The sequence below is a fragment of the Clostridium sp. genome, assembly GCF_036642255.1.
Classification (GTDB): Bacteria; Bacillota; Clostridia; order Clostridiales; family Clostridiaceae; genus Clostridium_J.
Genome location: NZ_JAVWDJ010000009.1, coordinates 18,080 through 44,329, shown reverse-complemented (window position 1 = coordinate 44,329; position 26,250 = coordinate 18,080). Strand labels below are relative to the sequence as shown.

Below are 26,250 nucleotides of genomic sequence, written 5' to 3'. Positions count from 1 at the left end.
GTTATGAGATGAAGATGTCAAAAAATAATAGTTGGAGGAAAGAAAAATGAGTAATTTGGGAACATTATACGGAGTTGGAGTTGGTCCAGGTGGAGAAGAACTACTTACTCTTAAAGCTATAAAAGTAATAGAAAATAGTGATGTAATCATAGCGCCAAGCGCTATGGCTGGTGGACAAAGTATTGCTTATGATACAGCAAAGAATTTTATTAAGCCACATCAAGAGGTTATAATAAGTCACTTTCCAATGGGAAAGCCAGACAAAGAAGAGAAGGTTTATGATGCCTTTAAAACTATTGAAGGCTATTTAAAAGCAGGTAAAAATGTGGCTTTCTTAACTATAGGTGACCCTTTTGTTTATAGTACATATATTTACCTTTTAAAATACATAAAAGAAAAAAATTACACTACAGAAACCGTACCTGGAATTACATCTTTCTGCGCTAGTGCAAGTCTTGCAGGAGAAATTCTTGTAATTGGTGACGAGCCACTTTTAATTGTACCTGGAAGTCAGATAGAGAGAGTAAAAGATGAAAAATATATAGTAGTAATGAAATTCTACAATCAAGAAGAAAAAGTATTAAATTATCTAGATAAGGCAGGCTTTACATACTTTGCTGTAAAAAGAGCTTATAGAGAAGGCCAAGCAATTTTCCATACTAGAGAGGAAATATTAAATAACAAAGATTATATGACATTAATTATTGCTCATAGAAATAGTGAAATGTAGAAAGAGGTAAAACAATGGAAATTGGAAAAGTTTATTTTATCGGAGCGGGCCCAGGGGATCCAGATTTAATAACCGTAAAGGGAAGAAAGTTTCTTGAGGAAGCAGAAGTAATTATTTATGCTGGTTCTCTAGTGAGCAAAGAACATTTTAAATGTTGTAGGGAAGATGTAAAACTTTATAATTCAGCATCAATGACACTTAAAGAAGTTATTGATGCCGTAGTAGAAGCTAAAAATAACAATAAAAAAATTGTAAGATTACACACAGGTGATCCTTCAATATATGGCGCCATAAAGGAACAAATGGATGAACTAGATAAACTAGACATTAAGTATGAGGTAGTTCCAGGGGTAAGCTCCTTCACCGCTGCAGCAGCTTCAATAAACAGAGAATTCACCCTTCCAAGTGTATCTCAAACTGTGATTTTAACTAGAATGGAAGGAAGAACTCCTGTACCTGAAAAGGAAGATTTAGAGAGATTAGCATCAATTGGAGCATCCATGGCACTTTTTTTATCTGTAGGAATGATTGAAAAAGTTGTAGAGAAGTTGAGACGAGGTTATGGAAGAAATGTTCCAGTGGCAGTAATTCAAAGAGCTACCTGGGAAGATGAAAGAGTAGTTATAGGAACTTTAGACGATATTGCTGAAAAAGTAAAGGAAGCAGATATAACAAAACAAGCTCAAATATTAGTTGGTGATTTTATAGATTGTGAGTATGAGCAGAGTTTACTGTACCATGAGAACTTTACACACATGTTTAGAAAGGGTAAAGATGAAAATAGCAGTAATTAATGTTACAACTCTAGGAAGTAACATGGTGAATAGCCTTACAGTAGGTCTATGGCAACACTTTCAGGCTTTAGAGTTAAATATATTTAATAGTAAAGATAAAGAGTTTAATTTTAAACAATGCTGTAAAGATTCCTTTGAAAATAATGATGCAGTTATATTTATAAGCTCTACAGGTATTGCAGTAAGAGGAATAGCACCTCATATAGTAAATAAAAAAAATGACCCAGCAGTGGTGGTGATTGATAGTTCTTGTAAATATGCAATTTCTTTATTAAGTGGTCATCTTGGAGGAGCAAATAAGCTTACCAATATAATTAGTGGAATATTAGATTGTGAAGCTATTATAACTACTGCTACTGATAACTTAGGGATAACAGCACCAGATATGATTGCTGTGGATAATAATCTTCACATTGATAATATGACTATGGCGAAGGAAATTGCTACCCTTTTAGTGGAAGGTAAAACAGTAGGGTTTTTAGATGAAGAAGAGTTGATACCTTGCCCAAGTGGATATTTAAATTTAGAAATAGATTTAAAAGAGAGCTATGATAACCTGCAAGGTATTGTTGTAGTGACTTCCAGTGGTGAATCAACTGTAGAAAAAGCTTTTAATGGTATTCCAGTATTAAAGCTTATAAGAAAGAATGTTATCTTAGGGATTGGTTGTAAGAAGAACTTTCCAAGTGATGATATGCTTTCTTCAGTTAGGAAGTCCCTTGAGGAAAAGAATATTCATGAAAAGGCAGTAGATTATGTAGCTACGGTTTCTATCAAAAAGAATGAAACTGCAATTTTGGCTTTGTGTGAAGCTTTAGGAGTAGAACTTAAAATATTTAGTCCAGAGGAAATAAAGCTCGTAGAACACAAATATGCTACTAGCGAGTTTGTAAGAAAAACTATTGGAGTAGGGGCAGTTTGTGAACCTGTCATTGAGCTATCTAAGGGAGAAATTTTATATCCGAAAGAAAGCTTTAATGGAATGACACTTGCTATTGGTAGAACACTTTAAAATTACAGTTGGAAATAGTTATGGAATATAGAAAATAAATTTTAAATTAGGATTTAAAGAAAGGAACAAGTTATGGGAAAACTTTATGTAGTTGGAATTGGCCCAGGAGGTCAAGAGCATATGACTTTAAGAGCTATAGAAGCTATTAAGGACAGTAATATTATCGTTGGTTATAATAAATATATTGCTTATATAGAACATTTAATAGAAGGTAAAGAAGTAGTATCTACAGGAATGAAGGGGGAAGAGCAACGTTGTAGACAAGCGTTAGAGCTTTCTAAAGATAATAATGTAGCTATTATCAGTACTGGAGAAGCTGGAATATATGGCATGGCAGGGTTAATTCTTGAAATGGCAAAAGATGAAGAAGTTGAAGTAGTACCAGGAGTTACTGCATCTTCAGCAGCAGCATCAGTTCTAGGAGCTCCACTTATGCATGATAATTGCAATATAAGCCTTAGTGATCTTTTAACCCCTTACGAATTGATAAAAAAACGTGTAACAATGGCAGCGGATGGAGATTTTGTAATTTCTCTTTATAATCCTAAAAGTGTTGGCAGACCGCACTATTTGATGGAATGCATTAATATTATTAAGGAATATAGAAAAGGTAACACACCTGTTTCTGTAGTTAAAAATGCACTAAGACAGGGACAAGAAATACATAACTACACCCTAGAGAATTTTGATGATTCAGTAGTGGATATGATGTCAATTGTTATTATAGGAAATAGTAGCAGTTACTATAAGGATGGCAAATTTTTAACTCCTAGGGGCTATAAGCTGTGATTGGTTTAATATTAGGAACTAGTGAGGGAAAGCTAATATTAAATATGTTAAACAAATATACAGATAACATTTTAGTGTCAACCTCCAGTACCTATGGAGGAAGTCTACTAAAGGAATATAAGTATAGGTATATCAATGAGAAGCCATTATTAAAGGAAGAACTTAAAAGTCTTCTACAAGAAAAACAGGTTAAGGTTCTTATTGATGGCTCTCATCCTTATGCAAAAGAAATAACAAAGAATGCAATGGAAGTTTGTGCAGATCTTAATATCAAATATATAAGATACGAAAGACCTTCTGTTATTGATAAGTTCTTAAACAATGAAAACTTATATTATATAGAAGATTATGTTGAGCTTCCTAAGGTTGTTAATTTTAATGGAAACATATTAAACACTACTGGCAGTAGAAATATCGGAATCATAAGAATGCTAAATTTGCACAATAGAATTATACATAGAATTCTACCCACCTCAGAGGTTTTGAAGCAATGTGAAGAATTAGGAGTTCCCGTAGAAGATATCATAGCAATGAAAGGTCCATTTTCTAAAGAGTTAAATAAGGCTTTTATACAAGATTATGATATCCAGGGAATTTTGCTTAAGGATAGTGGCATTGAAGGTGGAACCCTAGAAAAGATTCAAGCCGCCATAGAATGTAATATTAAAATTATTGTAGTTGGAAGAAAAAAGGTTAATTATCCTATTATATTTAATGACCTAAATTCTTTAGAAGATTATATAAGATTAAATGGAATTATATAAGTTGCAGTAACCTTATTCATTATAACATTGTAAAAGTAACTTATATTAAATTCAATGTAAGATAAGAGGCTAAAAACTGTAGGATATATTACATGTTGATAAAAGAATGAAATTAATTATTTAGATATTTGTGAGTGTAAGAAGCAAAACCCAATGCCCTTGTTAAGAGAGTGGGGGCGGTAAGTAGAAGCTTCCACCAATATCTTTACATAAAAAGGAGAAGCTTATGAAGAAAAAAGCAATATTAGTAGTGAGTTTTGGCACTTCATACCATGAAGCCTTAGAGAATGCTATAGCAGCCACTGAGAATACAATTAAAGAAGGTTTTATGGATTTTGAAGTGAGAAGAGCGTTCACATCAAGTATTATAATAAAAAAGTTGAAAACTAGAGATAATTACTCCGTTGATAATGTAGAGGAGGCACTTATTAGATTACATAATGATGGATATGAAGAAGTTTATGTGCAACCCTTACATATTATCTTTGGAGAAGAATATGACAAAATTAAAGCTATAGTAAACAGTATTAGAGAATTGAATTACTTCAAAGTATTGGAACTTTCAACGCCACTACTTTACAAGAATCAAGATTACATTAATGCCTTTGAGGCACTTAAAAATGAAATTGGACATTATGATTCAAAGGAAGGAATAGTGTTAATGGCTCATGGAACTAAACATCCAGCAAATGCTTGCTATTTTCAGCTTCAAACAGTAGCTCAGAATATGGGTTTAAGCAATGTTCATGTGGCTACCGTTGAGGGATATCCAACCATTGAAGAAATAATTCCTATATTAAAGAGTAAAAATTATACCTCTTTAAATCTATTGCCATTTATGCTTGTATGTGGAGATCATGCAAGAAATGACATGGCTTCAGAAGAAGAGGATTCTTGGAAATCCATTTTAGAAGGAGAAGGGTTTAAGGTTAACTGTATTCTTAAGGGAATAGGAGAAATCAAAAGCTTTCAAAATCTATATGTTAAATTGTTAAATCAAGTTATTGAAAACAATTAATTTAAGGTTTCTAAAGGAGGATTTTAAATGAAGAAATTATTTTTGTACTATGTTACGGTTATTTTATTTTTTCTTCCTGCAAATGCCTATGCCATGCATATTGCAGAAGGGTTTTTACCAGTAAAATATAGTATCTTTTATTTCTTGCTATGCATTCCTTTTATTTATAAAGGCATAAAGGATATAAAGAGAAGTACAATTAAGAATAAGGATATAAAAATGTTATTAGGTTTAGTGGCTGCCTTCTGTTTTGTACTTTCTGCTTTAAAACTACCATCAATAACAGGAAGCTCATCACACCCAACGGGTACAGGATTTGGAACAATTCTTTTTGGACCCTTTGTAATGTCAGTAATCTCAATGATTGTACTTATATTTCAGGCAATATTTTTAGCTCATGGAGGAATTACAACTTTAGGCGCAAATACCTTTTCCATGGGGATTGTTGGACCTGTAGTTTCTTTTTTAGTATACAACTTATATAAAAACAAAAATAAAAAAGTATCAATTTTTTTAGCTGCCATGTTAGGGGATTTAGCAACTTATACTGTAACTGCTTTGCAGCTTGCATTGGCTTTTCCATCAACAAATGGTGGGATAATCACATCTCTATTAAAGTTCTTAAGTATATTTTCATTAACTCAAATACCATTAGCCATTATAGAAGGCATAATAACGGTAGTAATCTTTGATTTTATAGAAAAACATGCAGCAGCAGAAATGAGAGCATTGGAGGATATTAAGCAATGAAGAATAAGAATTTAGTATTAATTTTCATATGTGTAGCCATTGTGGGGATAAGCTTAATATTTGGTGCAGGTAAGGATTTTGGCGGTGCAGATAGTAAAGCTGAAGAAGAAATTAATGTAATAAATTCTGAATACGAGCCTTGGTTTGAAAGTATATGGGAACCACCTTCAGGAGAAACTGAAAGTTTGTTGTTTTCATTGCAGGCTGCAGCAGGCGCAGGGTTTATAGGATACTATATCGGAAGGAAAAAAAGTGTTCAGAATAATAGCAATGTACGCCAAGGCCAATAAGTTTGCTTATATAAATCCCTTAGAAAAAATCACTTTATGTATTTGCTGTATTATAATAAATGGGTTCTCAAACAACATTTTAGTACCATTAATTAATTTAATAGTCTTTATTATATTACATATGTTAGCAAGAAATCCTGTGAAGTATGTTATGAAGTTAATTATTGGTATAGCTACATTTTCCCTTATATCTTCCATTACTTTTATCTTTGATTATGGAATAAGTTATTCAGCGATTTTAATAACTAAAACACTATCTTCAGCCTTATGCTTATTATTCTTAAGCTTTACAACGCCCTTAAATCATATTTTATATTACATAAATAAAGTAAAATTCCTAGAGGACATTTGTGACATTATTAAAAGCACAGAAAGATTTATAATATCTATAGAAGATGAATCTGTGATAATTTTTAATGCAATTAGAGCAAGGGGTGGCTTTGAGACAAAAATTGATGTAGTGAAAAATACAGGGAAACTTGCAGGGTTACTTTTTGTGAATACTCTTAGAAAGTGGACCGAAGTAAAAGAAGCTATTAATAGTAGATGTTATAATGGACATATGGCATACATAAAAGGTGATTATAGATTCAGTAACTATAGATTTGCAGGTATACTTATTTATATAACAATGATTTTTAGTATCCTATATTAAGTAAATTTTAATATAGGATATTTTTTATTTCAGCGATAATTTATTTTTTCAAAGAAACCCATAATTGGTGTGTATAATAAATTCTTAGAATTTATATAAAAAAATCTAGCTGAACATAATTTATCTTGGTTAAAATACTTATTGGAAATAGAGAGAACAAAATAACCATGGGTTTATATAATAAAAAATATAGTGCAACTAATACAGGATATGTTGTATAATTATTATGAAAGAATGATTATCAATGGAGGTAACAGTTTTTATGGATATGAACTCAATTTTACTTGCCTTCGGGTTAACTTTATTTGCGGGGTTATCTACTGGAATAGGTAGTGCACTAGCATTTTTTACTAAGAGAACAAACACAAAATTTTTGTCTATATCCCTAGGTTTTTCTGGTGGGGTAATGATATATGTTTCATTTGTTGAGATATTTGCAAAGGCAAAGGATGCCTTAATACCAGCTCTAGGACTAAAGGGTGGCATGTGGGCTACTGTTTTAGGGTTCTTTGGAGGAATGCTATTAATTGCATTAATAGATAAATTAGTACCAAGTTTTGAGAATCCACACTCAATGCAACAGGTTGAAGATATTGATGATGCTGAGGAAGGAAGGAATGACCATAGACAAGGTTTGATGAGAATGGGAATGATGTCAGCTTTGGCTATAGCAATTCACAATTTCCCAGAAGGACTTGCAACCTTTACTGCAGCTATAAAGGATCCTAGTATTGGACTTCCAATTGCAGTTGCAGTGGCAATTCATAACATACCTGAGGGGATAGCAGTGTCAGTTCCAATTTACTATGCTACTGGAGATAGGAAAAAAGCATTTTTCTATTCATTTATTTCAGGACTTTCTGAGCCAGTAGGAGCAATAGTAGGTTTTGCACTTTTATCAAGATTCTTTAATGATGTAACATTTGGAATACTCTTTGCTATGGTAGCTGGAATTATGGTTTATATATCTTTAGATGAGCTTCTTCCTGCTTCAGAAAAATATGGAGAACATCACTTATCCATTTATGGACTTATAGCTGGAATGGTAGTTATGGCAGTGAGTTTACTATTATTTATATGATGTAAGGATAAAATTAAAAGTTAATATGATAGATCTAAGGATACTTCATTTTGAGGTATCTTTTTGACTTTTAAGAGGTATCCTAGGTAAACTATTGATTTTTAATGATAAAATATTAGTGTATGTATTAAAAAAAGTCTCGGAAGAATTAACCTAAAATTATGAATAGGTATAGTTTTAAATTAGTCTTTTATTACAGGAAGTAAATCTAGTGTATCAAAAAAGATGTAGTGTATCATCAATAATGAAAGTTGATACACAAGTATGTAAACCTTTAAATTAAAGGCGTTACGGAGTTGGCATGGTTTTTGCTCTATATAAGTGAAAAGGGAATTAAAGGAGGTGTTGATATGAAGGTTCTTATGGTGTGTTCAGGGGGAATGTCTAGTGCAATTGTAGTTAAGGCTATAAAACAAGAGGCAGATAAGCAAGGGTTTCAACTAGAAATTAAAGCTGTAGGTACACAAGAATTTGAAGAAGAACTTAAGACAACAGCATATGATCTTGCTATAGTTGCTCCACAAGTTAAACATAGATTTAATGTGTTTAAGGAGCAAGCAGAAAATTCGAATGTTCCAATCGAACTTATTGTACCTATGGGATATACACCAATAGGTGCACCAAAAGTTCTACAACAAATTAAAAAGTATGCAAAGTAATTTTAAAGCAAAAAAGGGGGACTATTGTTATGGAAAGATTCTTAAAGTGGGTTGAAGAAAAATTCATGCCACCAATGGCTAGACTTGCTGAACAAAGACATCTTAGGGCAATCAGAGACGGTATTATATCAACATTATCTCTTATTATCGTAGGTAGCTTCTTCTTAATAATTGCATCACCGCCAGTTAAATCTTGGGCAGATGCAGTGGCACCTTATGCAGGTAAGATACTTATACCTTTTAGAATGACTATGGGACTTATGTCGCTGTATGCTGCTTATGGAATGGGATATAGCTTGTCTAAGTCATATAAACTAGATGGAGTCACAGGGGGAGTTCTTTCTCTTGCAGCATTTTTATTAATGACTACTCCACTAAATGTGGATGCAGTACTTAAAGAGGCAGCAAAGGCTGGAGTACAAGGAGCTAACACCATGGGATGGGTACTTCCTATGGGAACACTTGGTGGAGCAGGAATGTTTGCTGCAATTCTTGCAATGATTTTTGCGGTAGAAGTTTTAAGACTTTTAAAGAAATACAATATAACTATTAAAATGCCAGAACAAGTTCCAGAATCAGTTGCTAGATCCTTTGAAGCGTTGATTCCAGCAGCAGTAATAATAGTTGTTGTATGGTTTGTAAGAGTATGGTTAAATTTCGATATTCAAAAATTCCTAATGGATATTTTTGCTCCAGTTAAAGGGGTTGCAGGTAACAGTATCTGGGGAGTTATAGTTCCAGTATTCTTTATTACACTTCTTTGGGCATCTGGTATTCATGGAGTTTCAATTATAGGTTCTATTTTAAGACCAGTATGGTTAGTACTTCTTGAAGAAAATGCGACTGCATTATCAGCAGGTCAAGCAATGCCTAACATTTTACCAGAGCAATTCTTCCAATGGTTTATTTGGATAGGAGGCTCAGGTGCAACTTTAAGTTTATGTTTACTAATGGTATTTTCAAAATCTGAATACTTAAAGAGGGTGGGAAGATTCTCAATTATCCCTGGAATATTCAATATTAATGAACCAATTATCTTTGGTGCACCATTAGTAATGAATCCACTTCTCGCTATACCATTTATTGTTGGACCAATAGTAACAGGAATAATATCTTATATTGCAGTTGCTGCAGGAATTGTAGGAAAGTTTGCTATTAATGCACCTTGGACATTACCAGCACCAATAGGAGCATACTTTGCAACAAATGGAAACTTCCCAGCAGTAATATTGGTTTTTGTGAACATTGCAATAACAACAGTAATCTATTATCCATTCTTTAAAGTATACGAGAAGAAGATGATTGCTGAAGAACATCAAAATGCTGAATTAGAAACAAGTACAACAACAATGTAGTTTAAAATAAAGAGTTATATAAGAAGTAGGCATATTAAATATAGTTAATATTTATCATAAACTCAAAATAGCTTAGTCACAGTTCTACCACATCTTGAAAGGAGAAGCTTTCATCCTTACTAGGTAGGGGTACTTTGCTAATAAGTAAACTTTTATGGAAGTTAAATCTTCATTAAAAGTTGTTGGACATAACTCATTAAAGAGATGTAGGAATTGGGCTAAGCTATTTATTTAAAATAAGAAGGGGGAAGAGCTAAGTGAAAGGATTGAAGGTTGTAATCATCGGAGGTGGAAGTAGCTATACTCCTGAAATAATTGAAGGATTTATAAAGAGAAATAGTGAACTACCAGTAGAAGAAATTCATTTAGTGGATATAAAAGCTGGAGAAGAAAAGCTTAATATAGTTGGAAACCTTGCTAGGAGAATGGTTGAAAAGGCAGAACTTAAAATAAAAATAGAACTTACTCTAGATAGACAAAATGCCCTTAAAGAAGCAGATTTTGTAGTTACCCAGTTTAGAGTTGGAGGTCTTGAAGCAAGAGCTAAGGATGAAAGATTTCCATTAAAGTATGATGTTTTAGGGCAAGAAACTACAGGCCCAGGGGGCTTTGCAAAGGCACTAAGAACTATACCAGTCATTCTTGAGATTTGTAGTGAGATAGAAAAATATTGCCCAAATGCTTGGTTAATTAATTTCACAAACCCATCTGGGGTTGTTACAGAAGCAGTTTTAAAGCACAGTAAAGTAAAGTGTATTGGTTTATGTAACGTACCAATTCATATGACTATGAATATAGCAAAGATTCTTCAGGTGGATCCTAAAGATATATTTATAGATTTTGTGGGGCTAAATCATCTTCTGTGGGGGAAGAAAGTTTGGTGTAGAGATAAAGATGTAACTAAGGAAGTTATTGAGGCCTTTCTAGATGGTGCTAGTCTAACAATGAAAAATATTTCAGATTTAAAATGGGATGGAGATTTTTTAAGAGCACTGAACATGGTTCCTTGCCCTTATCACAGATATTACTACATGACAGATAGGCTACTTAAGGAAGAAAAAGAAGCAATAGAAAATGGGACAGGTACAAGAGCAGAGCAGGTTAAGCAGGTTGAAAGAGCATTATTTGAAAAGTATAATGATGCAAATCTAAATGTTAAACCAAAAGAACTTGAAAAAAGAGGTGGAGCTTATTATTCAGAGGCTGCGGTTTCACTCATAAGTGCCATTTATAATAACAAGAAAGAAGTTCATGTAGTTAATACATTAAATAAGGGGTCAATTAGTGAACTTCCATATGATAGTGTAATTGAAGCAAACTGTTTGATTGATAGCAGAGGCGCAACACCCCTAAGTTTTAACGAAAAACTTTCACCAGAAATAAGTGGCTTAATTCAAGGAGTTAAAAGTTATGAAATTCTTGCTGTGGAAGCAGCAGTTAAAGGAGACAAAAACAAAGCTTTAATGGCACTAGTAGCACATCCCCTGGTACCTTCAGTTGAGATAGCTAAAAGTCTTTTAAAGGATTTGTTAAATATAAATAGGGATTATTAACCGCAATTTAGGTCTATAGAGTAAATAGAATTGACTTAAAAATAAAAGGAGGAATTTTTATGGAGAACGAAATTTTTGAAATAATATCTCATGGTGGAAATGCAAGAGCATTTGCTTTTGATGCTATAAAGGCTGCAGAAAATGGAAATATAGCAGAGGCAGAAGAGTTACTTTCAAAGGCTGAAGAAGAGCTTGATATTGCTCACAAAACTCAAACAAAACTTATACAAGCAGAGGTAAATGGCGAAGGTCTTCAAATGAACTTATTAATGGTTCATGCACAGGATCATCTTATGACAGCAATATCAGAAAAAAGTTTAATAGAACATATGGTTAGATTATATAAGGTTATTGAGAAAAATAATAAGACATCTGAAGCAAAATAACAAGTCAAAGATGCCACGGATGTTTTGCATCAGCCAAGGAAATAGGTTCTGTTGACGCAGTATGTTTCAAAATAGACTAGCATACTGACTAGCTATTTTTGAAGATGCCTAAAGAAAAATAAAAATATAAAGTAAAGAGGTAATTGATATGTGGAGTAAACTTTTATACATTTTAGTACTAATGATAGTAGTTTTAGCATCAGTAAGGTTCACTAAGCAGATGATGAAAAAATACAAATTGAATAGATGGATTATAGGTTTTTCAGCTCCTTTTGTATTAATAATACCAGCTTTATTATTTGATAATATTAACCCAGCAGTTTGGAACTTCCTTTCCATAATATTCTCTGTTATGTGTATAATGTTTTTTGAAATTTCTAGAACTATGCTAGAAAAAGGTCAGTATAAGGGCATTGTTAAGTATAATAAAAAGTAATAATAATAGTATAATATGATAAAAGGCATATTTTAAAAAATAATGAATCAGTATTCTTGTGAATTCTTAAGGAGGATTAGATGGATGGATTTTTTGCAGACAAAACATCTGCAGAATCTATATTCTTCACTGACACAAAACATACTTTAAATTTAAGACCATTATTTTTCTTTCTATGCCTAAGAGAAGTAGAACAAGGTGGTATAAACATGAAATACTTAGAGGTATACAATGCTATAAGAGATTTATGTATAAAGCAGAGGGAAGAGCAAGGGGAAGTAAGTGGCTTTACCGCTGAAGAAGTTGCCAAGTTACTTAATATGAAAAGGCCAAATGTGGTTAGAGAATTTGGCAGGCTTACAAAGGAAGGCCTCCTTGAAAAAAAAGATGGAAGACCAGTATATTACTATGCAAAAGAAGAGTCACAAAAAGAAGATAGTGGAAGTGTAAACGAAAGAAGTTTAAATATTGAACACTCTATATTTGACTCTGTGGTGGGGAAGGAATCAAGTCTTAAACAGCAAATATCCCTTGCCAAGGCAGCAATAGTTTATCCTCCAAGAGGTCTTCATTCATTAATAGTTGGTGAAACTGGAGTTGGAAAGTCTTATTTTGCCAAGATTATGTTTAAATATGCATTACAAGTTAATGTGGTAAAGGATAGTAATGGATTTGCAGTTTTTAACTGTGCTGATTATGCTAATACACCTCAATTATTAGTATCTCAAATATTTGGAGTGAAAAAGGGCGCTTTTACAGGGGCAGTGGAAGATAGAGAAGGGATAATTGAAAAAGCTAGAAATGGTATATTGTTCCTTGATGAGGTTCATAGACTTCCACCTGAAGGACAGGAGATGCTTTTTACTCTCATCGATGAAGGGAAATATTCACCTTTAGGAAGTACAAAGGAAATTGCTATTGAGGTAATGATAATATGTGCCACAACTGAGAATATAAATTCTTCACTACTTAGAACTTTTACGAGAAGAATTCCTGTAACTATATCCTTACCGCCACTAAGGGAAAGGACCGTAGAAGATAGACTAAAACTTATACAAAGTTTTTTCGAAGAAGAGTCAAAAAGAGTAGGAAAGAAAATTGAAGTAGATGGTGATGCTATAACGGCACTAATTAACTACGATTGTTTTAATAATATTGGAGAATTAAAAAGCGATATACAAATAGCTTGTGCTAAAGCTTTTTTAAAAACTATGTTTTCGCATACAAAAATTAAGATAAACTTAGAGGACTTTTCTGATAAGGTGAAAGCAGGCCTTCTGAAGGCAAATAAGATTACACCAAGAAGTTATAAATTAAAAATAGATAATAAAGAAGAGGTAATGCTAGAAGACATTGGAGATAAATATAACCTCTCCACAAATATTTATGAATTTATAGAATCTAGAAGTGAATACCTTAAATCCTATGGATTAGAAAAAGAGGAGGTAAAGCAAAAGGTATCTAATGAGGTGGAAAAGTTTATTAATAAATATCTAGCTAGTATTAAAGATACCCATGTATTAAATGAAATAAAGTGCATAGTAAATGGGAGTTTATATGATTTTTTAAGTAATTTTATATATGTGGCAGAGTATAGATTGAAAAGAAAAATAAATAAAAATATCTTCATGGGATTACTTATTCACATTGACACCTTTTTAAGTAGGGCAAGGGCAAATAGGATAATAGAAAACCCTAAAATTGATGAGGTAAGAAAAAAGTATCCAGAAGAATTTAAGTTAGCAATGGTACTTGCAGACAAGCTTGAGGATAAATATAAGGTTGCAGTGCCTATGGATGAAATTGGATTTATAACAATGTTTTTTGCAGCAGATGGAAATGGTGATCAAGGTAAGGTTACGGTGATTGTAGCGATGCATGGTAACAGTACTGCCACATCTATGGCAGAGGTTGTAAACCAGCTACTAAATACAAACCATGCAATTGGCTTTGATATGCCACTGACTATGAAACCAGAAACTGCACTACAAAACATTGAAAATATTATAAAAGAAAGAAACGAAGGTTTAGGGGCATTACTTCTTGTGGATATGGGTTCCCTTAAATTCTTTGATAAGATAATAAAAAATAATACAGGTATTGAAGTTAAAACTGTGGATATGGTAACTACAGTAATGGTAATTGAGGCCGTAAGAAAGGCTATTATGAACCAACCCTTAGATGAAATTGTAAAATCCTTAGGTGGTTACAATAAATACTTAGGAAATAATCTAGATGAAAATGTTAAGAGTAAAAAACAGGTGATTATAACAGCTTGTTTTACAGGTGAAGGAACAGCTCAAAAGCTTAAAGATATTATCTATAAGAAATTTAATGAAGAGAGATATGAAGTTATAAACCTTGGCATTAAAGATAGGGACGAGTTTAAGAAGGCTGTTGAGAATATTCAAAAAGAAACTAACGTTTTGGCTATAGTCAGTCCATTTAACATAAAAATTGAGGGTATAGATTATATTCCTATGGATAAGTTCTTTAAGGAATTCTTAGATGAAGATTTTGATAGTTATATAAGTGATGAAGGTTTATTAGAAAATATGAAAACTATCTATAGGGAATATCTTGACCTTCATGAGGCTGAATATATAGTTAGCACCTTTATAGAGCTAATCTCTACAATCAAATATACCTTTGATATTCACTTAGATAGTGAAAAACTAAATGGATTATTAATGCACTTTGGTTCTTTGATACAAAAGCTTTTAGGGAGAGAAGACACCTATAAGTGTAGAAACTTAGAGGTTATTTTATCAAGGCATAGTGATCTTTTTAATTATCTAAAAGGTGGACTTAAAGAGTTAGAAAATGAAATTAATGTTAGTTTTTCTCATGAGGATATAGGAAATATCATTGAAATATTAATTAATCTATAAGGTTGGTGAGTTAAGTGAAGTATATTATAGGTGTTGATGGTGGTGGAACAAAAACAGAAGCTATTGCATACAGTTTGGAAGGAAAAGAGTTATGCATTGCAAGAACTGGATTTGGAAATGTGCTTATAAATGAAGAAGAGGCTATGGGAAATATTATTAGTGCTATAGATCAATGTATTGCAAAAATTCATCAGTGCTTAGAGCACTCCAAATGCGAAATCATATATTTAGGACTTGCGGGATCGGAAAGTGGTGAAAGCAGTTCATTCATTACAAGGATTTTAAGTGATAAGTATAAGGTGAAAGTTAAAGTAGTAAATGATGCTGTGATAGCTCTTGCGGCTCTTTTAAAAGGAGAGGACGGAATATTAACTATCTCAGGAACAGGATCTATAAGTTATGGAATTAGACATGGAAAAACTAAAAGTGCTGGAGGCTGGGGTCATTTGCTAGGTGATGAAGGTAGTGGATACTTCATTGCTATTGAAGCATTAAAAACATTAGCCTTGGAAGAAGATTTAGATATGGAACCAAGTAATCTTTCTAAGGTGATAATGAGGAAAATTGGTATAACTCATAGAGAAGATATAAAGAACTTTGTTTATTCTTCTACTAAGGGAGAGATTGCAGTCCTTGTTCCAGTGATAGTTAACACTGCAGAGAGTGGAGAAGCATCAGCGATAGAAATACTTAGGAAAAGTGGACAGGATCTAGCTGAAACAACCTTAAGGGTATATAGAAGTCTTAATTTTCAAGGTTCTGTAACAGTGGGGATAAAAGGAAGTATTTTAACTAAGATAGATATTGTTAGAAGTGAATTTGAGAGGGTTCTTACAGATAATATAAAGGATGTAACAATAGTAGATGAAGACCCGTCCTCAGCTTTAGGAGCATATTTTTTAGCTTTAAAAGAATTGAGAATTAACGGGATAGTATAGATGATGCAAAATATATCTTCGATTTAAGGTAGCTTTGATTCCTTATAGAATGTAAGGGATAAAGATGAAGGAGATTGAAAGTTATGGAAAAGTATGCTATTGGACTAATGTCAGGAACCTCATTAGATGGGATTGATGGGGCACTAGTGAAAATAGAAGGAGCAGGAATAAATACTAAAGTGGAACTCCTTCATTTCATTAATGAAACATTACCAGAGGAGATTAAGGAAGAAATTAAAAACTGCTGCTCTACTGATAAATCAAATGTTGAAGCTATTTGTAGCTTAAATTTCAGGATTGGATATTTACTTAGTGATACTGTAAAAAAGCTTTGTAGAGAGGCTAACTTTCCCTATGACAAGTTAGATTTTATCGGTTCCCATGGACAAACTATCTTTCATATTCCAAGAGAGTATGGCAAGTATATAAAATCAACTTTGCAAATAGGAGAACCTGCAATCATAGCTTATGAAACAGGAGTCACTGTGGTTTCAAATTTCAGAACCATGGATATAGCATCTGGAGGGCAAGGAGCGCCCCTTGTACCTTATACTGAATACCTTTTATATAGAAGTGACAAAAATAGATTATTGCAAAACATTGGTGGTATAGGAAATGTTACAGTGATTCCAGCCAATTGTGACATAGATGATATTTTTGCCTTTGATACAGGACCAGGAAATATGATTATTGATGAAGTTGTGAAAACCCTTAAGCAATTACCTTATGATAAGAATGGGGAGTTTGCAAAGAGGGGAAGTATCAAGGAAGGGCTTTTAAAAGAGCTTTTAGATTTGCCATATATTAACCTGGAGCCACCTAAAACTACAGGAAGAGAACTCTTTGGAAAACAATTTGTAGATGAAGTTTTAAGAAAGTGGAATGCAGAAAAAGACGAGGATATTATAGCCACAGTAACTGCGTTCACAGCTTATTCAATTGCTGAAAATTATAAAAGATTTATTTTTCCTTATCACCACATAGATGAAATCATTGTAGGTGGTGGTGGAAGTTATAATACCACACTTATAAATATGCTAAACACATTGCTTCCAGATTGTAAGGTTCTTATACAAGAGGATTTGGGATATTCCTCAGATGCAAAGGAAGCAATTGCCTTTGCAGTATTAGCAAATGAAACTTTAAATGGATTTGAAGGAAATGTCATTGGTGCCACTGGAGCAAAAGAAAGAGTAATACTTGGAAATATAACACCAGGAAAGAAATATTTTAGGAGGGAATAGCATGAGGGGATTAGGCATTTCAATATACCCAGAAAAAGCAAGTATAGAAGAGAATATAGATTATTTGAACCTTGCTCATAAGTACGGTTTTACAAGAGTTTTTACGTGTTTATTATCTGTTGACGGGGATAAAGAAAAGATAGTTAGGGACTTTAATGAAATTATAAATGAAGCAAATAGTTTAGGAATGGAAGTTATAGCAGATGTTAGTCCTAGAGTTTTTGGAGAGCTGGGGATAAGTTATAAAGATCTATCCTTCTTTAATGATTTAAAGGCTTATGGCATAAGACTTGATATGGGATTTAGTGGATTAGAAGAATCTATAATGACTTTTAATCCTTATGGTTTAAAAATAGAAATAAATATGAGTAATGGAACAAAGTATCTAGAAAATATAATGAGTCATAAACCAAATACTGAAAACTTACTCGGTTGCCATAACTTTTATCCTCATAGATATTCAGGATTAAGTTATGATCATTTCATAAAATGCAGCAAACAGTTTAAGGACTTTGGTATAAGAACTGCAGCTTTCATATCATCAAAGCATGCAAATTTTGGGCCTTGGCCAGTGAATGAAGGACTTTGCACAGTAGAGCTCCACAGAGATCTTTCAATAACTGCACAAGCAAAACATTTATTTGCAACTAATTTAATTGATTATGTGATAATTGCAAACTGCTTTGCTTCAGAGGAAGAACTTAGAGAGTTAGGAAGATTAAATCGTGACATGATTACTTTTCAAGTTGAACTTGTGGAGAATATCCCTGAAATAGAAAGAAAAATTGTTCTTGAAGAGTTTCATTTTAATAGAGGGGATGTTTCAGAGTATATGATAAGATCAACTCAAAGTAGGGTGAAATACAAAGGTCATGAATTTGTTTCTTTTAACTGTCCAGATATAAAAAGAGGGGACTTACTTGTTGATACATCTTTATATGGACATTATGCTGGAGAACTACAAGTGGCATTAAAGGATATGAAGAATTCAGGAAAAACCAATGTAGTGGGAAAAATAAATAGTGATGAACTATTCCTATTAGATTTTATAGAACCTTGGGAAAAATTTGGCTTTGTACAAATAAGTTCAATATAATTTTGTGAATATGTGAGAATCTTACTACAAAAGGCACGTTGTATAGATGTAAATTTAATTCTAAAAATAATTAACGAAATTAATTGTTCATTTCTTAAGGGGTTGATATATTTGAAAGTACAAGATTTAGAAAAGCTTTCAACAGAGGGTAGAAATATAAATACACTAAACATAGATAGAGTAAGTACTCTAGACATGATTTCTTTAATAAATGAAGAAGATAAGAAAGTTGCCATAGCTGTTGAGAAAGAAAAAGAGCAAATTGCTAAAGCCGTGGATATGATAGCAGAAAGAATGCTGCTAGGGGGAAGGCTTATATACGTAGGAGCGGGGACTAGTGGCAGACTAGGAATACTAGATGCCTCAGAATGTCCCCCAACCTATGGAGTAAGTTTTGACCTTGTACAGGGAATTATTGCAGGAGGAAATACTGCTATTTTTAAAGCAGTTGAAGGTGCAGAGGATAGCATAAGTCTTGGTAGGGAAGATGTTATGAAAATAAATCTTTCAAACAAGGATATTATCTGTGGAATAGCTGCTTCAGGAAGAACTCCATATGTTATTGGAGCAATGAAATATGGCAGAGCAATCGGAGCAGGGGTATTGGCTGTAACAATGAATAAGGAAAGTGAAATGGCTGATTATGCAGATGTTTTAATATCTATAGAAGTTGGTCCAGAGGTTATCATGGGATCTACGAGAATGAAAGCAGGCACAGCCCAAAAGATGGTGCTGAATATGCTTTCTACAGGTGCCATGATAAAACTGGGAAAAGTATATGGAAATTTAATGGTGGATGTGCAGCCTTCAAATGAAAAATTAAGAGTTAGAGCAAGGAGAATTGTAAATCTTGCCACAGGGGCAGCAGATGAAATGATTACCAACATCTTAGAAGAAACGGGATATAATGTGAAGCTTAGTATTTTTATGATAGAAACAGGTCTTTCCTTAGTAGACGCTAAGAAATTATTAGAAATGCATAGAGGATATATAGTTAAAGCTATAGAGGATGTGAATATATGAAAGCAATAGTTAATGGCAAAATCATAACTGAAGCTACTGTACTTTTAAATAGTGTTATTTTGTTTGATGATAAAATTGTAGATATTGTTACCGAGGATGAAATAATTAACTATAAGGATTTAGAAATTATTGATGCTAAAGGGCAATATGTTTCTCCGGGGTTCATTGACATACATATCCACGGCTCTGGTGGTTGCGATACTATGGATGGAAATATGGAAGCCCTTAAGGTAATAAGCAGAACCATAGCTAAAAATGGAGTAACTGGATTTTTACCTACAACTATGACCATGAGCAAGGAGCGCATCTATGGAGCTTTTCAGATTATAAGAGCTGCAATGAATTCTACCATGGAGGGTGCAGAGGTACTAGGTTGCCATATGGAAGGCCCTTTTATTAATGAGAAATATAAAGGGGCTCAAAATCCTGAGCATATTATAGAACCTAGCTTTGATTTTATTAAAGATTATTTAGATATAATAAAAATCATAACTATTGCCCCTGAAAAAGATGAAGATCATAAGTTTATTACAAAGATGAATGAATACAGTGAAATCGTAATTTCCATGGGTCATACCAATGCTACCTATGAAGAAGCTATGAAAAGTATCGAAATGGGCATATCCCATGCAACTCACCTTTTTAATGCAATGACTCCATTAAGTCATAGAGCACCAGGAGTTGTTGGAGCAGTGCTAAAAAGTAATATAACTTGTGAAATTATAGCAGATACAATTCATGTACATCCTGGAGTATTTGATGTCTTAAATACAATAAAAGGGAAAGACAAAATGGTACTTATTACTGATGCAATGAGGGCAGGATGTATGAAAGAAGGCAACTATGACCTCGGAGGACAGGAAGTTATAGTTAAAGATAATTCTGCTAGGTTAAGAAGTGGAGCTTTAGCAGGTAGTGTTCTCACCTTAAATAAAGCAGTTAAAAATATGTATGAGCATAGTACTTTAGAAATATATGAAGCAGTAAAGATGGCATCCTTGAATCCTGCAAAAGTAATTGGAGTTGACACACATAAGGGAAGCCTAGCCATTGGAAAACATAGCGATATTATAATTTTCGATGAAGAATTTAATGTTTCCAAAACAATTATTGGAGGTAAGGAGTTAGACTCGTAATGGAAAATAAAAATTAAGTTTAATTAGCTTAAATGAATTAAGTTCTTTGGAACTTATAAGTAATCATTACTTACGCAAGTAAAGATACTAAGCAAAGTGGCTAAGGATATTTTGTGTTAGGTGCAAAATATGTTTTGATCATAGTAAGGTTATCAGAGAATTTTTAAAGAAAATATATATAAAACACATTATCAGGCCAGTTTATTATTTTATAAAATATGCCTAAAGAAAGCAGGTGAAGTAAAGGATGAGAATTATAGTAGTCGCAAATTATATTGAAATGAGTAAAAAAGCAGCGGACATTGTTGCTAGTCAAATAATATTGAAACCTGAAAGTGTGGTTGGATTGGCAACTGGTGGCACTCCTATAGGATTTTATAAAGAACTTATTAAAATATATAAGGAGGGGAAATTTAGTTTTCAGGATGTAAAAACCTTCAATCTTGATGAGTACTATGGTTTAGATAAGAATAATCCTCAAAGCTATCATTATTATATGATGGATAATCTATTTAAACATATTGATATAAATATAAGAAATATAAATATACCAAGTGGAACAGCAAAGGATATTGAAGTGGAATGCAGAAGCTATGAAGCTAAGATAAAAAATGCTGGAGGCATTAATATTCAAGTATTAGGTATAGGCACCAATGGACATATAGGATTTAATGAGCCTGATATAAAATTTGAGGCTAGAACCCATTTGGTAAATCTTGATGAAGAAACTATAGAAGCAAACTCTAGGTTTTTTAACTCAATAGAAGAAGTGCCAAAGAGTGCTATTAGTATGGGGATTAAAACCATAATGCATGCTAAAAAAATTGTTCTTCTTGCATCAGGAAGTGAAAAGGCTAAGGTTGTTGAAAGAATGATAAATGGCCACATAACTCCAGATTTGCCAGCATCAATTCTTCAGCTTCATCCAGATGTAACGTTGATTTTAGATAAAGAAGCAGCTATGGAAATATTGGAAGAGGATATTAATGAGAAGTATAACTTAAATTAATTTATAGTACCCATAGTTTATTAGGAGGTGCAATTTTGATTAAGGGAATTGGCGCATCAAATGGGGTGTGCATAGGAAAAGCCTTTGTAATAAATAATTTCATACCTAAAGTGGAAAAGTTAGAAATTGAGAATAAAGCTTTAGAGTTAGAAAGGTTTAAAGCCGCTGTTGCAATAGCTGAATTGCAATTGGAAAATATAAGAGAAGTTGCAAGTAAAACCATTGGAGATGAAGAAGCAGAAATATTTGAAGCTCATCTTTTAATTCTTCAGGATCCAGAATTTATTGGAGCTACAGAGATGAAGATAAATTCAGAGGGAGTAAATTCAGAGTATGCACTTCAAGGAACCATAGACATGTTTATTTCAATATTTGAAGGCATGGATAATGAATATATGATGGAAAGAGCAGGCGATGTAAGGGATGTTGGCGGTAGGATAATGAATATTCTTTTAGGGATTAAAAACACATCCATAGCAGAAATTCATGAAGACTGCATAATAGTAATAAAAGATCTTACTCCTTCAGAAACAGCTCAAATAAATAAAGAAAAGGTGTTAGGATTTATTACAGGAGTTGGTGGAAGAACTTCTCATTCTGCAATAATGGCAAGAACTTTAGACATACCTGCAGTGGTTGGTATAGGAGCTCCAATTGACATCATTAAAGATGGAGATATGCTCATTATTAATGGAGATAGTGGAGAAATAATTGTAAATCCAGAAGAAGAAATCATTGAAAAATACAAAAAAATTCAAGCAGAGAATTTAGAACAAAAAAAACAACTTCTCATCTTAAAAGATGCAGAGACAATAACCCTGGATGGAAGGAAAGTAGAACTTGCAGGCAATATTGGAAATCCCCAAAATGCAAAAGATGTCATAAGAAATGGTGGCGAAGGAGTAGGGCTTTTCAGGACTGAATTCCTTTATATGGATAGTGACAAGGTTCCCACTGAAGAGGAGCAGTTTAATGCCTACAAAGAAGCCTTAGAAAATATGGAGGGGAAGCCCGTTATAATAAGAACCTTAGATATTGGTGGGGATAAAAAATTATCGTACCTTCCATTAGAAGAAGAAATGAATCCATTTTTGGGTTATAGAGCTTTGAGATTATGCCTTAATGAGAAGGAAATATTCAACACTCAGCTAAGAGCACTTTTAAGAGCATCTGTGATTGGAAACTTGAAGATAATGTTTCCTATGGTTTCAAGTGTCCAAGAAATCAGAGCTGCTAAGGCAGTTTTAGAGAGTGTGAAAAAAGATCTAAAAAAAGAAAACATTGTTTATAGTGAAAATATTGAGATAGGAATCATGATAGAAATACCTTCAGCAGCAGTGATCTCAGATTTACTTGCCAAGGAAGTTGACTTCTTTAGCATTGGTACTAATGATCTTATACAATACACTATAGCTGTAGATAGAATGAATGAGAAGGTATCATATCTGTATGATCCACTACATCCTGCAGTATTAAGGCTTATCAAACTAGTTATTGATAATGCACATAGTGCAGGGAAGTGGGTAGGAATGTGTGGAGAGTTGGCTGGAGATTTGAGAGTGATACCAATATTAATTGGTATGGGGTTAGATGAGTTTAGTATGAATGCACCGTCATTACTTAAAGCTAGAAAGCTTATTAGGAATATTAATTTTGAAGCATCAAAAAAAGTAGCAGACCATGTACTTAATATAGCAACTTCAGAAGAGATTTTAGAATATCTTAATAGTGTAGATGTGGGCATCTAGGTTAATAAGATAAAAAGCAAGAGCATTAAGTATTTAAATTAAACCTAGGAAGAGACTTTCAATAATAAAATTATAGCTTTTAAGATTTATAAACATTATAAAAATCATTAGTAATAGTGATTGCAACATAAATTTAAAATGACAAAATGGGGGGTACATTATGTTTGAAAGAAATGTTATAGTAAGGAATAAAATTGGGTTACATGCTAGACCAGCTGCAAAGGTTGTGGCTGAAGGTAATAAATATAAAAGTCTTATGACTATAAAAAAAGGTGACAAAGTGGTTAATATGAAAAGTATCTTAGGAGTACTTAGTATTGCTGCTATGTGTGGAGATGAAATAATAGTTCAAGCTCAGGGTGAAGATGAAGTAGAAGCAGTAGAAGCGGTGGTAAGAGTAATAGAAGCTATAGAAGAGTAAAAGACTTGGTAAATTACAAACCAAAGGTAGTAAGAGAAAATATTCTTACTACCTTTTTCTATGAAAAAATATAAATTTCAAATGAAACATACCAATAGTATCATTGATGTTTATTAAAGTTCTTATAAGTATTTTACAAAAAATTTGGAATAATGTAGAAAATTGTTAAAAAATAAACTATAATAATACAGTATATGGAGATTAGGGTCATTGGGTAAGACAAAAATAAAAGGGGAGAATTAGAAATGAAAAGTTTGGGAAACAAAATGCTTAAGATCATTGCAACAATATCATTTTTATCATTGAGTATATTGGTATTAGTGAATTTTATTGTTTTTAATATATTGTTTACAAAAATTCAAAATGAACTTAAGAATACTGTAGTTACTGCAACAAATTCGATAAATGGGGACAAACTCCGTGAGGTGATGAACAAAAAATCAATGGACAGTTATGAATATAAAGAAGTACAAAATGAAATGATTAAATGGAAAAATGATAAGAGTATAAATTACTTCTATACATTAGGAAAAAAGGATGAAAACACTGGATACTATTTAGTTGACTCATCTTTAATAGATCCTGAAGAAGTTGGTTCAGAGTATCCTTTAGAAGAAGAAATGAAAGAGGCCTTCGATGGGGAAGCAACTTATACAAGAAAGCCATATAAGGATGACCTAGGTACCTTTATATCTGCATATATACCGATAAAAGATTCAACGGGTAAAGTAATTGCCATCGCAGGAATAGATAAGGATGTAGCGTATTTTGTGGCAATCAGAGAAACAATTTTAATGAGTATAATAGTAGCTGCTGTGATTATAATGATTTTATCAATTTTATCAACTTTGGTATTTTCAAGAAAAGTATCATCTAATGTAGGAGAAATAAAGGAAGCATTAAATAAAATGGCTCAGGGTGATTTAAATATAACTCTAAGTATACAAAGTAAGGATGAATTTGAAGAGATAGCTAAAGCAATAAACGAATTTTCAACTAAATGTGGTGATACAATTAGAGTTATTAAGGATACTTCATCTAAGTTAGTTGAAGACTCAGAAAGTCTTTCAGCTGTTTCTGAAGAAATGGCAGCTTCTAGTGAAATGGTTTCGTCATCAGTAGAAGATGTTACTAATAGCTCTTCTTACCAAGCTGAAGAAGTGCTAAGTATGGATAATAATTTAAAAGGCTTTGGGATAAAAATTAATGAGGCCGTTAATGCTGTAAATGGAATTAATTCAAGAGTACAAAATGTAAATTCAAAAGCTATAATAAGTAGTGAAGATTTATCAGTTTTAGATAAATCAATAAAAGATATTTCAGGAGCTTTTAATGTGGTAAGTGACAAAATTAATGAACTTAGTATGAATCTATCACAGGTTAATGAAATTACTGGTCTAATAAACTCCATTGCTGAACAAACTAACTTGCTTGCTCTTAATGCAGCCATAGAAGCAGCACGTGCAGGAGATGCGGGAAGAGGTTTCTCGGTGGTAGCTGAAGAAATTAGAAAACTTGCGGAACAATCTAAGGAATCTTCAGAAGGAATCAATAAATTAATTGGAAGAATCTCTAAAGATAATTTAGAAGTCATGAATACATCTAAGAATATGAGTTGTAAACTAGATAATCAAATTCAAATAATAAATAATTCAATGACGTCTTTTATAGATATTATAGATAATATTGAAGAAGTTTCTGAAATGATTACAAAGGTAAATTCAAATATTAATTCTTTAAATCATGAAAAGGATAAGATATTGCAAGGGGTAGAAAATGTAACAAAAGGTGCTCAGGAAGTATCAGCTTATACTGAAGAGATACTAGCTTCTTCACAAGAACTTAGTTCATCTACGCAGGAAGTGGCGGCATCTTCTCAAGAATTGCGCAAGAAAGCTGAGGATATGATTGAGGCAGTAAACCATTTTAATGTTTAACAATAGTTTAAAAAGGTAGTAAGAAAAAACTTTCTTACTACCTTTCTCTATGAAAAAATATAAATTTTTAATGAGATCATTGTTATTAATTAATATAAACAAGGTAATTATTAAAATAGCATTTATAGATATCTTAATAATTACCTTACGTAATGACTAATGATTGTGTTTTGGATTTTTAGAAACTTTATCAATAGCATTGATTAGTTCTTTTAACACATCAGCACTAAATTGAATTTCCATTTCATTGACTTTTGCATAGAGATTACCCTGTTCTGTAACTACATATAATGGCTTTAGGTGATTTAGAGCTATTGCTCTTATATCATCTAAGCATTTCTCACAATTGCATACATGTTTATAATCTTGAAGTAGTTTAGGTAGTAGATGCTCCACTGCAATTTCCATATAATTTTTAACCATATAAACCTTCACCCCTAATTTTAAGTACTTTTAGTTTCGTTACAATTTTTATGAAATTAACATTGTATGTAAAAATAATGGTACATTAAAGCTGTTTTAGGCATTTTTGATA

At 32.6% G+C, this 26,250-nt stretch carries 26 protein-coding genes; 25 read left to right on the top strand and 1 reads right to left on the bottom strand.

The window, feature by feature from the left end; genetic code table 11:
- Positions 1 to 46: 46 nt before the first annotated feature.
- The 25 genes from RR409_RS06945 (at position 47) to RR409_RS06825 (ending at position 25,715) form a co-directional block, all read left to right on the top strand.
- Positions 47 to 730 (top strand): cobalt-factor II C(20)-methyltransferase, encoded by a 684-nt coding sequence (locus RR409_RS06945; protein WP_332557011.1) that lies wholly within the window; start codon positions 47 to 49, stop codon positions 728 to 730.
- 14 nt (positions 731 to 744) lie between these two features.
- Positions 745 to 1,524 (top strand): precorrin-4 C(11)-methyltransferase, encoded by a 780-nt coding sequence (gene cobM, locus RR409_RS06940; RefSeq protein WP_332557010.1) that lies wholly within the window; start codon positions 745 to 747, stop codon positions 1,522 to 1,524.
- Positions 1,505 to 2,536: a cobalt-precorrin 5A hydrolase gene (cbiG, locus tag RR409_RS06935; RefSeq protein ID WP_332557009.1), complete on the top strand. Its 1,032-nt coding sequence runs from the start codon at positions 1,505 to 1,507 to the stop codon at positions 2,534 to 2,536. Before cobM ends, cbiG begins: the two co-directional genes overlap by 20 nt.
- A gap of 72 nt (positions 2,537 to 2,608) precedes the next feature.
- On the top strand, positions 2,609 to 3,325 hold the full coding sequence (cobJ, locus tag RR409_RS06930; RefSeq protein WP_332557008.1) for a precorrin-3B C(17)-methyltransferase: 717 nt from the start codon (positions 2,609 to 2,611) through the stop codon (positions 3,323 to 3,325).
- A complete protein-coding gene (locus RR409_RS06925; protein ID WP_332557007.1) occupies positions 3,322 to 4,089 on the top strand; it encodes a cobalt-precorrin-6A reductase in 768 nt (255 codons plus the stop codon). Before cobJ ends, RR409_RS06925 begins: the two co-directional genes overlap by 4 nt.
- A gap of 226 nt (positions 4,090 to 4,315) precedes the next feature.
- Positions 4,316 to 5,107, top strand: coding sequence for a sirohydrochlorin cobaltochelatase (locus RR409_RS06920; RefSeq protein ID WP_332557006.1), 792 nt, complete (start codon positions 4,316 to 4,318; stop codon positions 5,105 to 5,107).
- A gap of 27 nt (positions 5,108 to 5,134) precedes the next feature.
- Positions 5,135 to 5,857 carry an energy-coupling factor ABC transporter permease gene (locus tag RR409_RS06915; protein ID WP_332557005.1) on the top strand — a complete coding sequence of 241 codons (723 nt, stop codon included), beginning with the start codon at positions 5,135 to 5,137 and terminating at the stop codon, positions 5,855 to 5,857.
- Entirely contained in the window at positions 5,854 to 6,147 is a 294-nt protein-coding gene (locus RR409_RS06910; protein ID WP_332557004.1) for an energy-coupling factor ABC transporter substrate-binding protein, read from the top strand. The genes RR409_RS06915 and RR409_RS06910 overlap by 4 nt, the downstream gene beginning before the upstream one ends.
- Entirely contained in the window at positions 6,110 to 6,802 is a 693-nt protein-coding gene (gene cbiQ / locus RR409_RS06905) for a cobalt ECF transporter T component CbiQ (protein WP_332557003.1), read from the top strand. Before RR409_RS06910 ends, cbiQ begins: the two co-directional genes overlap by 38 nt.
- 268 nt (positions 6,803 to 7,070) lie before the next feature.
- Positions 7,071 to 7,883 carry a zinc transporter ZupT gene (zupT, locus tag RR409_RS06900; RefSeq protein ID WP_332557108.1) on the top strand — a complete coding sequence of 271 codons (813 nt, stop codon included), beginning with the start codon at positions 7,071 to 7,073 and terminating at the stop codon, positions 7,881 to 7,883.
- 350 nt (positions 7,884 to 8,233) lie between these two features.
- Positions 8,234 to 8,542 (top strand): PTS sugar transporter subunit IIB, encoded by a 309-nt coding sequence (locus RR409_RS06895; RefSeq protein WP_332557002.1) that lies wholly within the window; start codon positions 8,234 to 8,236, stop codon positions 8,540 to 8,542.
- A 29-nt stretch (positions 8,543 to 8,571) separates the two neighbouring features.
- Complete coding sequence (locus RR409_RS06890; RefSeq protein ID WP_332557001.1) at positions 8,572 to 9,897, top strand: PTS sugar transporter subunit IIC; 1,326 nt, start codon at positions 8,572 to 8,574, stop codon at positions 9,895 to 9,897.
- 257 nt (positions 9,898 to 10,154) lie between these two features.
- Positions 10,155 to 11,450, top strand: a complete 1,296-nt coding sequence (locus tag RR409_RS06885) for a 6-phospho-beta-glucosidase (protein WP_332557000.1) — start codon at positions 10,155 to 10,157, stop codon at positions 11,448 to 11,450.
- Positions 11,451 to 11,509: 59 nt separating this feature from the next.
- On the top strand, positions 11,510 to 11,836 hold the full coding sequence (locus RR409_RS06880) for a PTS lactose/cellobiose transporter subunit IIA (protein WP_332556999.1): 327 nt from the start codon (positions 11,510 to 11,512) through the stop codon (positions 11,834 to 11,836).
- 148 nt (positions 11,837 to 11,984) lie between these two features.
- On the top strand, positions 11,985 to 12,272 hold the full coding sequence (locus RR409_RS06875) for a hypothetical protein (RefSeq protein WP_332556998.1): 288 nt from the start codon (positions 11,985 to 11,987) through the stop codon (positions 12,270 to 12,272).
- 80 nt (positions 12,273 to 12,352) lie between these two features.
- Positions 12,353 to 15,163, top strand: a complete 2,811-nt coding sequence (locus RR409_RS06870; RefSeq protein WP_332556997.1) for a sigma 54-interacting transcriptional regulator — start codon at positions 12,353 to 12,355, stop codon at positions 15,161 to 15,163.
- 14 nt (positions 15,164 to 15,177) lie between these two features.
- Entirely contained in the window at positions 15,178 to 16,101 is a 924-nt protein-coding gene (locus tag RR409_RS06865) for a BadF/BadG/BcrA/BcrD ATPase family protein (protein ID WP_332556996.1), read from the top strand.
- An 83-nt stretch (positions 16,102 to 16,184) separates the two neighbouring features.
- Positions 16,185 to 17,345 carry an anhydro-N-acetylmuramic acid kinase AnmK gene (gene anmK / locus RR409_RS06860; protein ID WP_332556995.1) on the top strand — a complete coding sequence of 387 codons (1,161 nt, stop codon included), beginning with the start codon at positions 16,185 to 16,187 and terminating at the stop codon, positions 17,343 to 17,345.
- Between the two features lies 1 nt (position 17,346).
- Positions 17,347 to 18,441: a MupG family TIM beta-alpha barrel fold protein gene (locus tag RR409_RS06855; RefSeq protein ID WP_332556994.1), complete on the top strand. Its 1,095-nt coding sequence runs from the start codon at positions 17,347 to 17,349 to the stop codon at positions 18,439 to 18,441.
- A 111-nt stretch (positions 18,442 to 18,552) separates the two neighbouring features.
- Complete coding sequence (gene murQ / locus RR409_RS06850) at positions 18,553 to 19,464, top strand: N-acetylmuramic acid 6-phosphate etherase (protein WP_332556993.1); 912 nt, start codon at positions 18,553 to 18,555, stop codon at positions 19,462 to 19,464.
- Positions 19,461 to 20,600, top strand: coding sequence for an N-acetylglucosamine-6-phosphate deacetylase (nagA, locus tag RR409_RS06845; RefSeq protein ID WP_332556992.1), 1,140 nt, complete (start codon positions 19,461 to 19,463; stop codon positions 20,598 to 20,600). The genes murQ and nagA overlap by 4 nt, the downstream gene beginning before the upstream one ends.
- A 247-nt stretch (positions 20,601 to 20,847) precedes the next feature.
- A complete protein-coding gene (nagB, locus tag RR409_RS06840) occupies positions 20,848 to 21,609 on the top strand; it encodes a glucosamine-6-phosphate deaminase (RefSeq protein WP_332556991.1) in 762 nt (253 codons plus the stop codon).
- Positions 21,610 to 21,641: 32 nt separating this feature from the next.
- Entirely contained in the window at positions 21,642 to 23,357 is a 1,716-nt protein-coding gene (gene ptsP / locus RR409_RS06835) for a phosphoenolpyruvate--protein phosphotransferase (protein WP_332557107.1), read from the top strand.
- Between the two features lie 160 nt (positions 23,358 to 23,517).
- Positions 23,518 to 23,778, top strand: coding sequence for an HPr family phosphocarrier protein (locus tag RR409_RS06830; protein WP_332556990.1), 261 nt, complete (start codon positions 23,518 to 23,520; stop codon positions 23,776 to 23,778).
- Positions 23,779 to 24,023: 245 nt separating this feature from the next.
- Complete coding sequence (locus RR409_RS06825) at positions 24,024 to 25,715, top strand: methyl-accepting chemotaxis protein (RefSeq protein ID WP_332556989.1); 1,692 nt, start codon at positions 24,024 to 24,026, stop codon at positions 25,713 to 25,715.
- 156 nt (positions 25,716 to 25,871) lie between these two features.
- On the opposite strand, the gene RR409_RS06820 is transcribed toward RR409_RS06825, so the two are convergent.
- A complete protein-coding gene (locus tag RR409_RS06820; RefSeq protein ID WP_332556988.1) occupies positions 25,872 to 26,138 on the bottom strand; it encodes a late competence development ComFB family protein in 267 nt (88 codons plus the stop codon).
- Positions 26,139 to 26,250: the final 112 nt, after the last annotated feature.

Excerpts from the sequence above, each read along its gene's own strand:
- RR409_RS06830 (WP_332556990.1), top strand. The coding sequence starts at position 23,518 with ATGTTTGAAAGAAATGTTATAGTAAGGAATAAAATTGGGTTACATGCT.
- RR409_RS06825 (WP_332556989.1), top strand. The coding sequence starts at position 24,024 with ATGAAAAGTTTGGGAAACAAAATGCTTAAGATCATTGCAACAATATCA.
- cbiG (WP_332557009.1), top strand. The coding sequence starts at position 1,505 with ATGAAAATAGCAGTAATTAATGTTACAACTCTAGGAAGTAACATGGTG.
- RR409_RS06870 (WP_332556997.1), top strand. The coding sequence starts at position 12,353 with ATGGATGGATTTTTTGCAGACAAAACATCTGCAGAATCTATATTCTTC.
- anmK (WP_332556995.1), top strand. The coding sequence starts at position 16,185 with ATGGAAAAGTATGCTATTGGACTAATGTCAGGAACCTCATTAGATGGG.
- RR409_RS06910 (WP_332557004.1), top strand. The coding sequence starts at position 5,854 with ATGAAGAATAAGAATTTAGTATTAATTTTCATATGTGTAGCCATTGTG.
- cobM (WP_332557010.1), top strand. The coding sequence starts at position 745 with ATGGAAATTGGAAAAGTTTATTTTATCGGAGCGGGCCCAGGGGATCCA.
- cobJ (WP_332557008.1), top strand. The coding sequence starts at position 2,609 with ATGGGAAAACTTTATGTAGTTGGAATTGGCCCAGGAGGTCAAGAGCAT.
- RR409_RS06880 (WP_332556999.1), top strand. The coding sequence starts at position 11,510 with ATGGAGAACGAAATTTTTGAAATAATATCTCATGGTGGAAATGCAAGA.
- RR409_RS06875 (WP_332556998.1), top strand. The coding sequence starts at position 11,985 with ATGTGGAGTAAACTTTTATACATTTTAGTACTAATGATAGTAGTTTTA.
- RR409_RS06945 (WP_332557011.1), top strand. The coding sequence starts at position 47 with ATGAGTAATTTGGGAACATTATACGGAGTTGGAGTTGGTCCAGGTGGA.
- RR409_RS06890 (WP_332557001.1), top strand. The coding sequence starts at position 8,572 with ATGGAAAGATTCTTAAAGTGGGTTGAAGAAAAATTCATGCCACCAATG.
- nagA (WP_332556992.1), top strand. The coding sequence starts at position 19,461 with ATGAAAGCAATAGTTAATGGCAAAATCATAACTGAAGCTACTGTACTT.
- RR409_RS06915 (WP_332557005.1), top strand. The coding sequence starts at position 5,135 with ATGAAGAAATTATTTTTGTACTATGTTACGGTTATTTTATTTTTTCTT.
- RR409_RS06895 (WP_332557002.1), top strand. The coding sequence starts at position 8,234 with ATGAAGGTTCTTATGGTGTGTTCAGGGGGAATGTCTAGTGCAATTGTA.
- nagB (WP_332556991.1), top strand. The coding sequence starts at position 20,848 with ATGAGAATTATAGTAGTCGCAAATTATATTGAAATGAGTAAAAAAGCA.
- RR409_RS06920 (WP_332557006.1), top strand. The coding sequence starts at position 4,316 with ATGAAGAAAAAAGCAATATTAGTAGTGAGTTTTGGCACTTCATACCAT.
- zupT (WP_332557108.1), top strand. The coding sequence starts at position 7,071 with ATGAACTCAATTTTACTTGCCTTCGGGTTAACTTTATTTGCGGGGTTA.
- RR409_RS06855 (WP_332556994.1), top strand. The coding sequence starts at position 17,347 with ATGAGGGGATTAGGCATTTCAATATACCCAGAAAAAGCAAGTATAGAA.
- RR409_RS06820 (WP_332556988.1), bottom strand. The coding sequence starts at position 26,138 with ATGGTTAAAAATTATATGGAAATTGCAGTGGAGCATCTACTACCTAAA.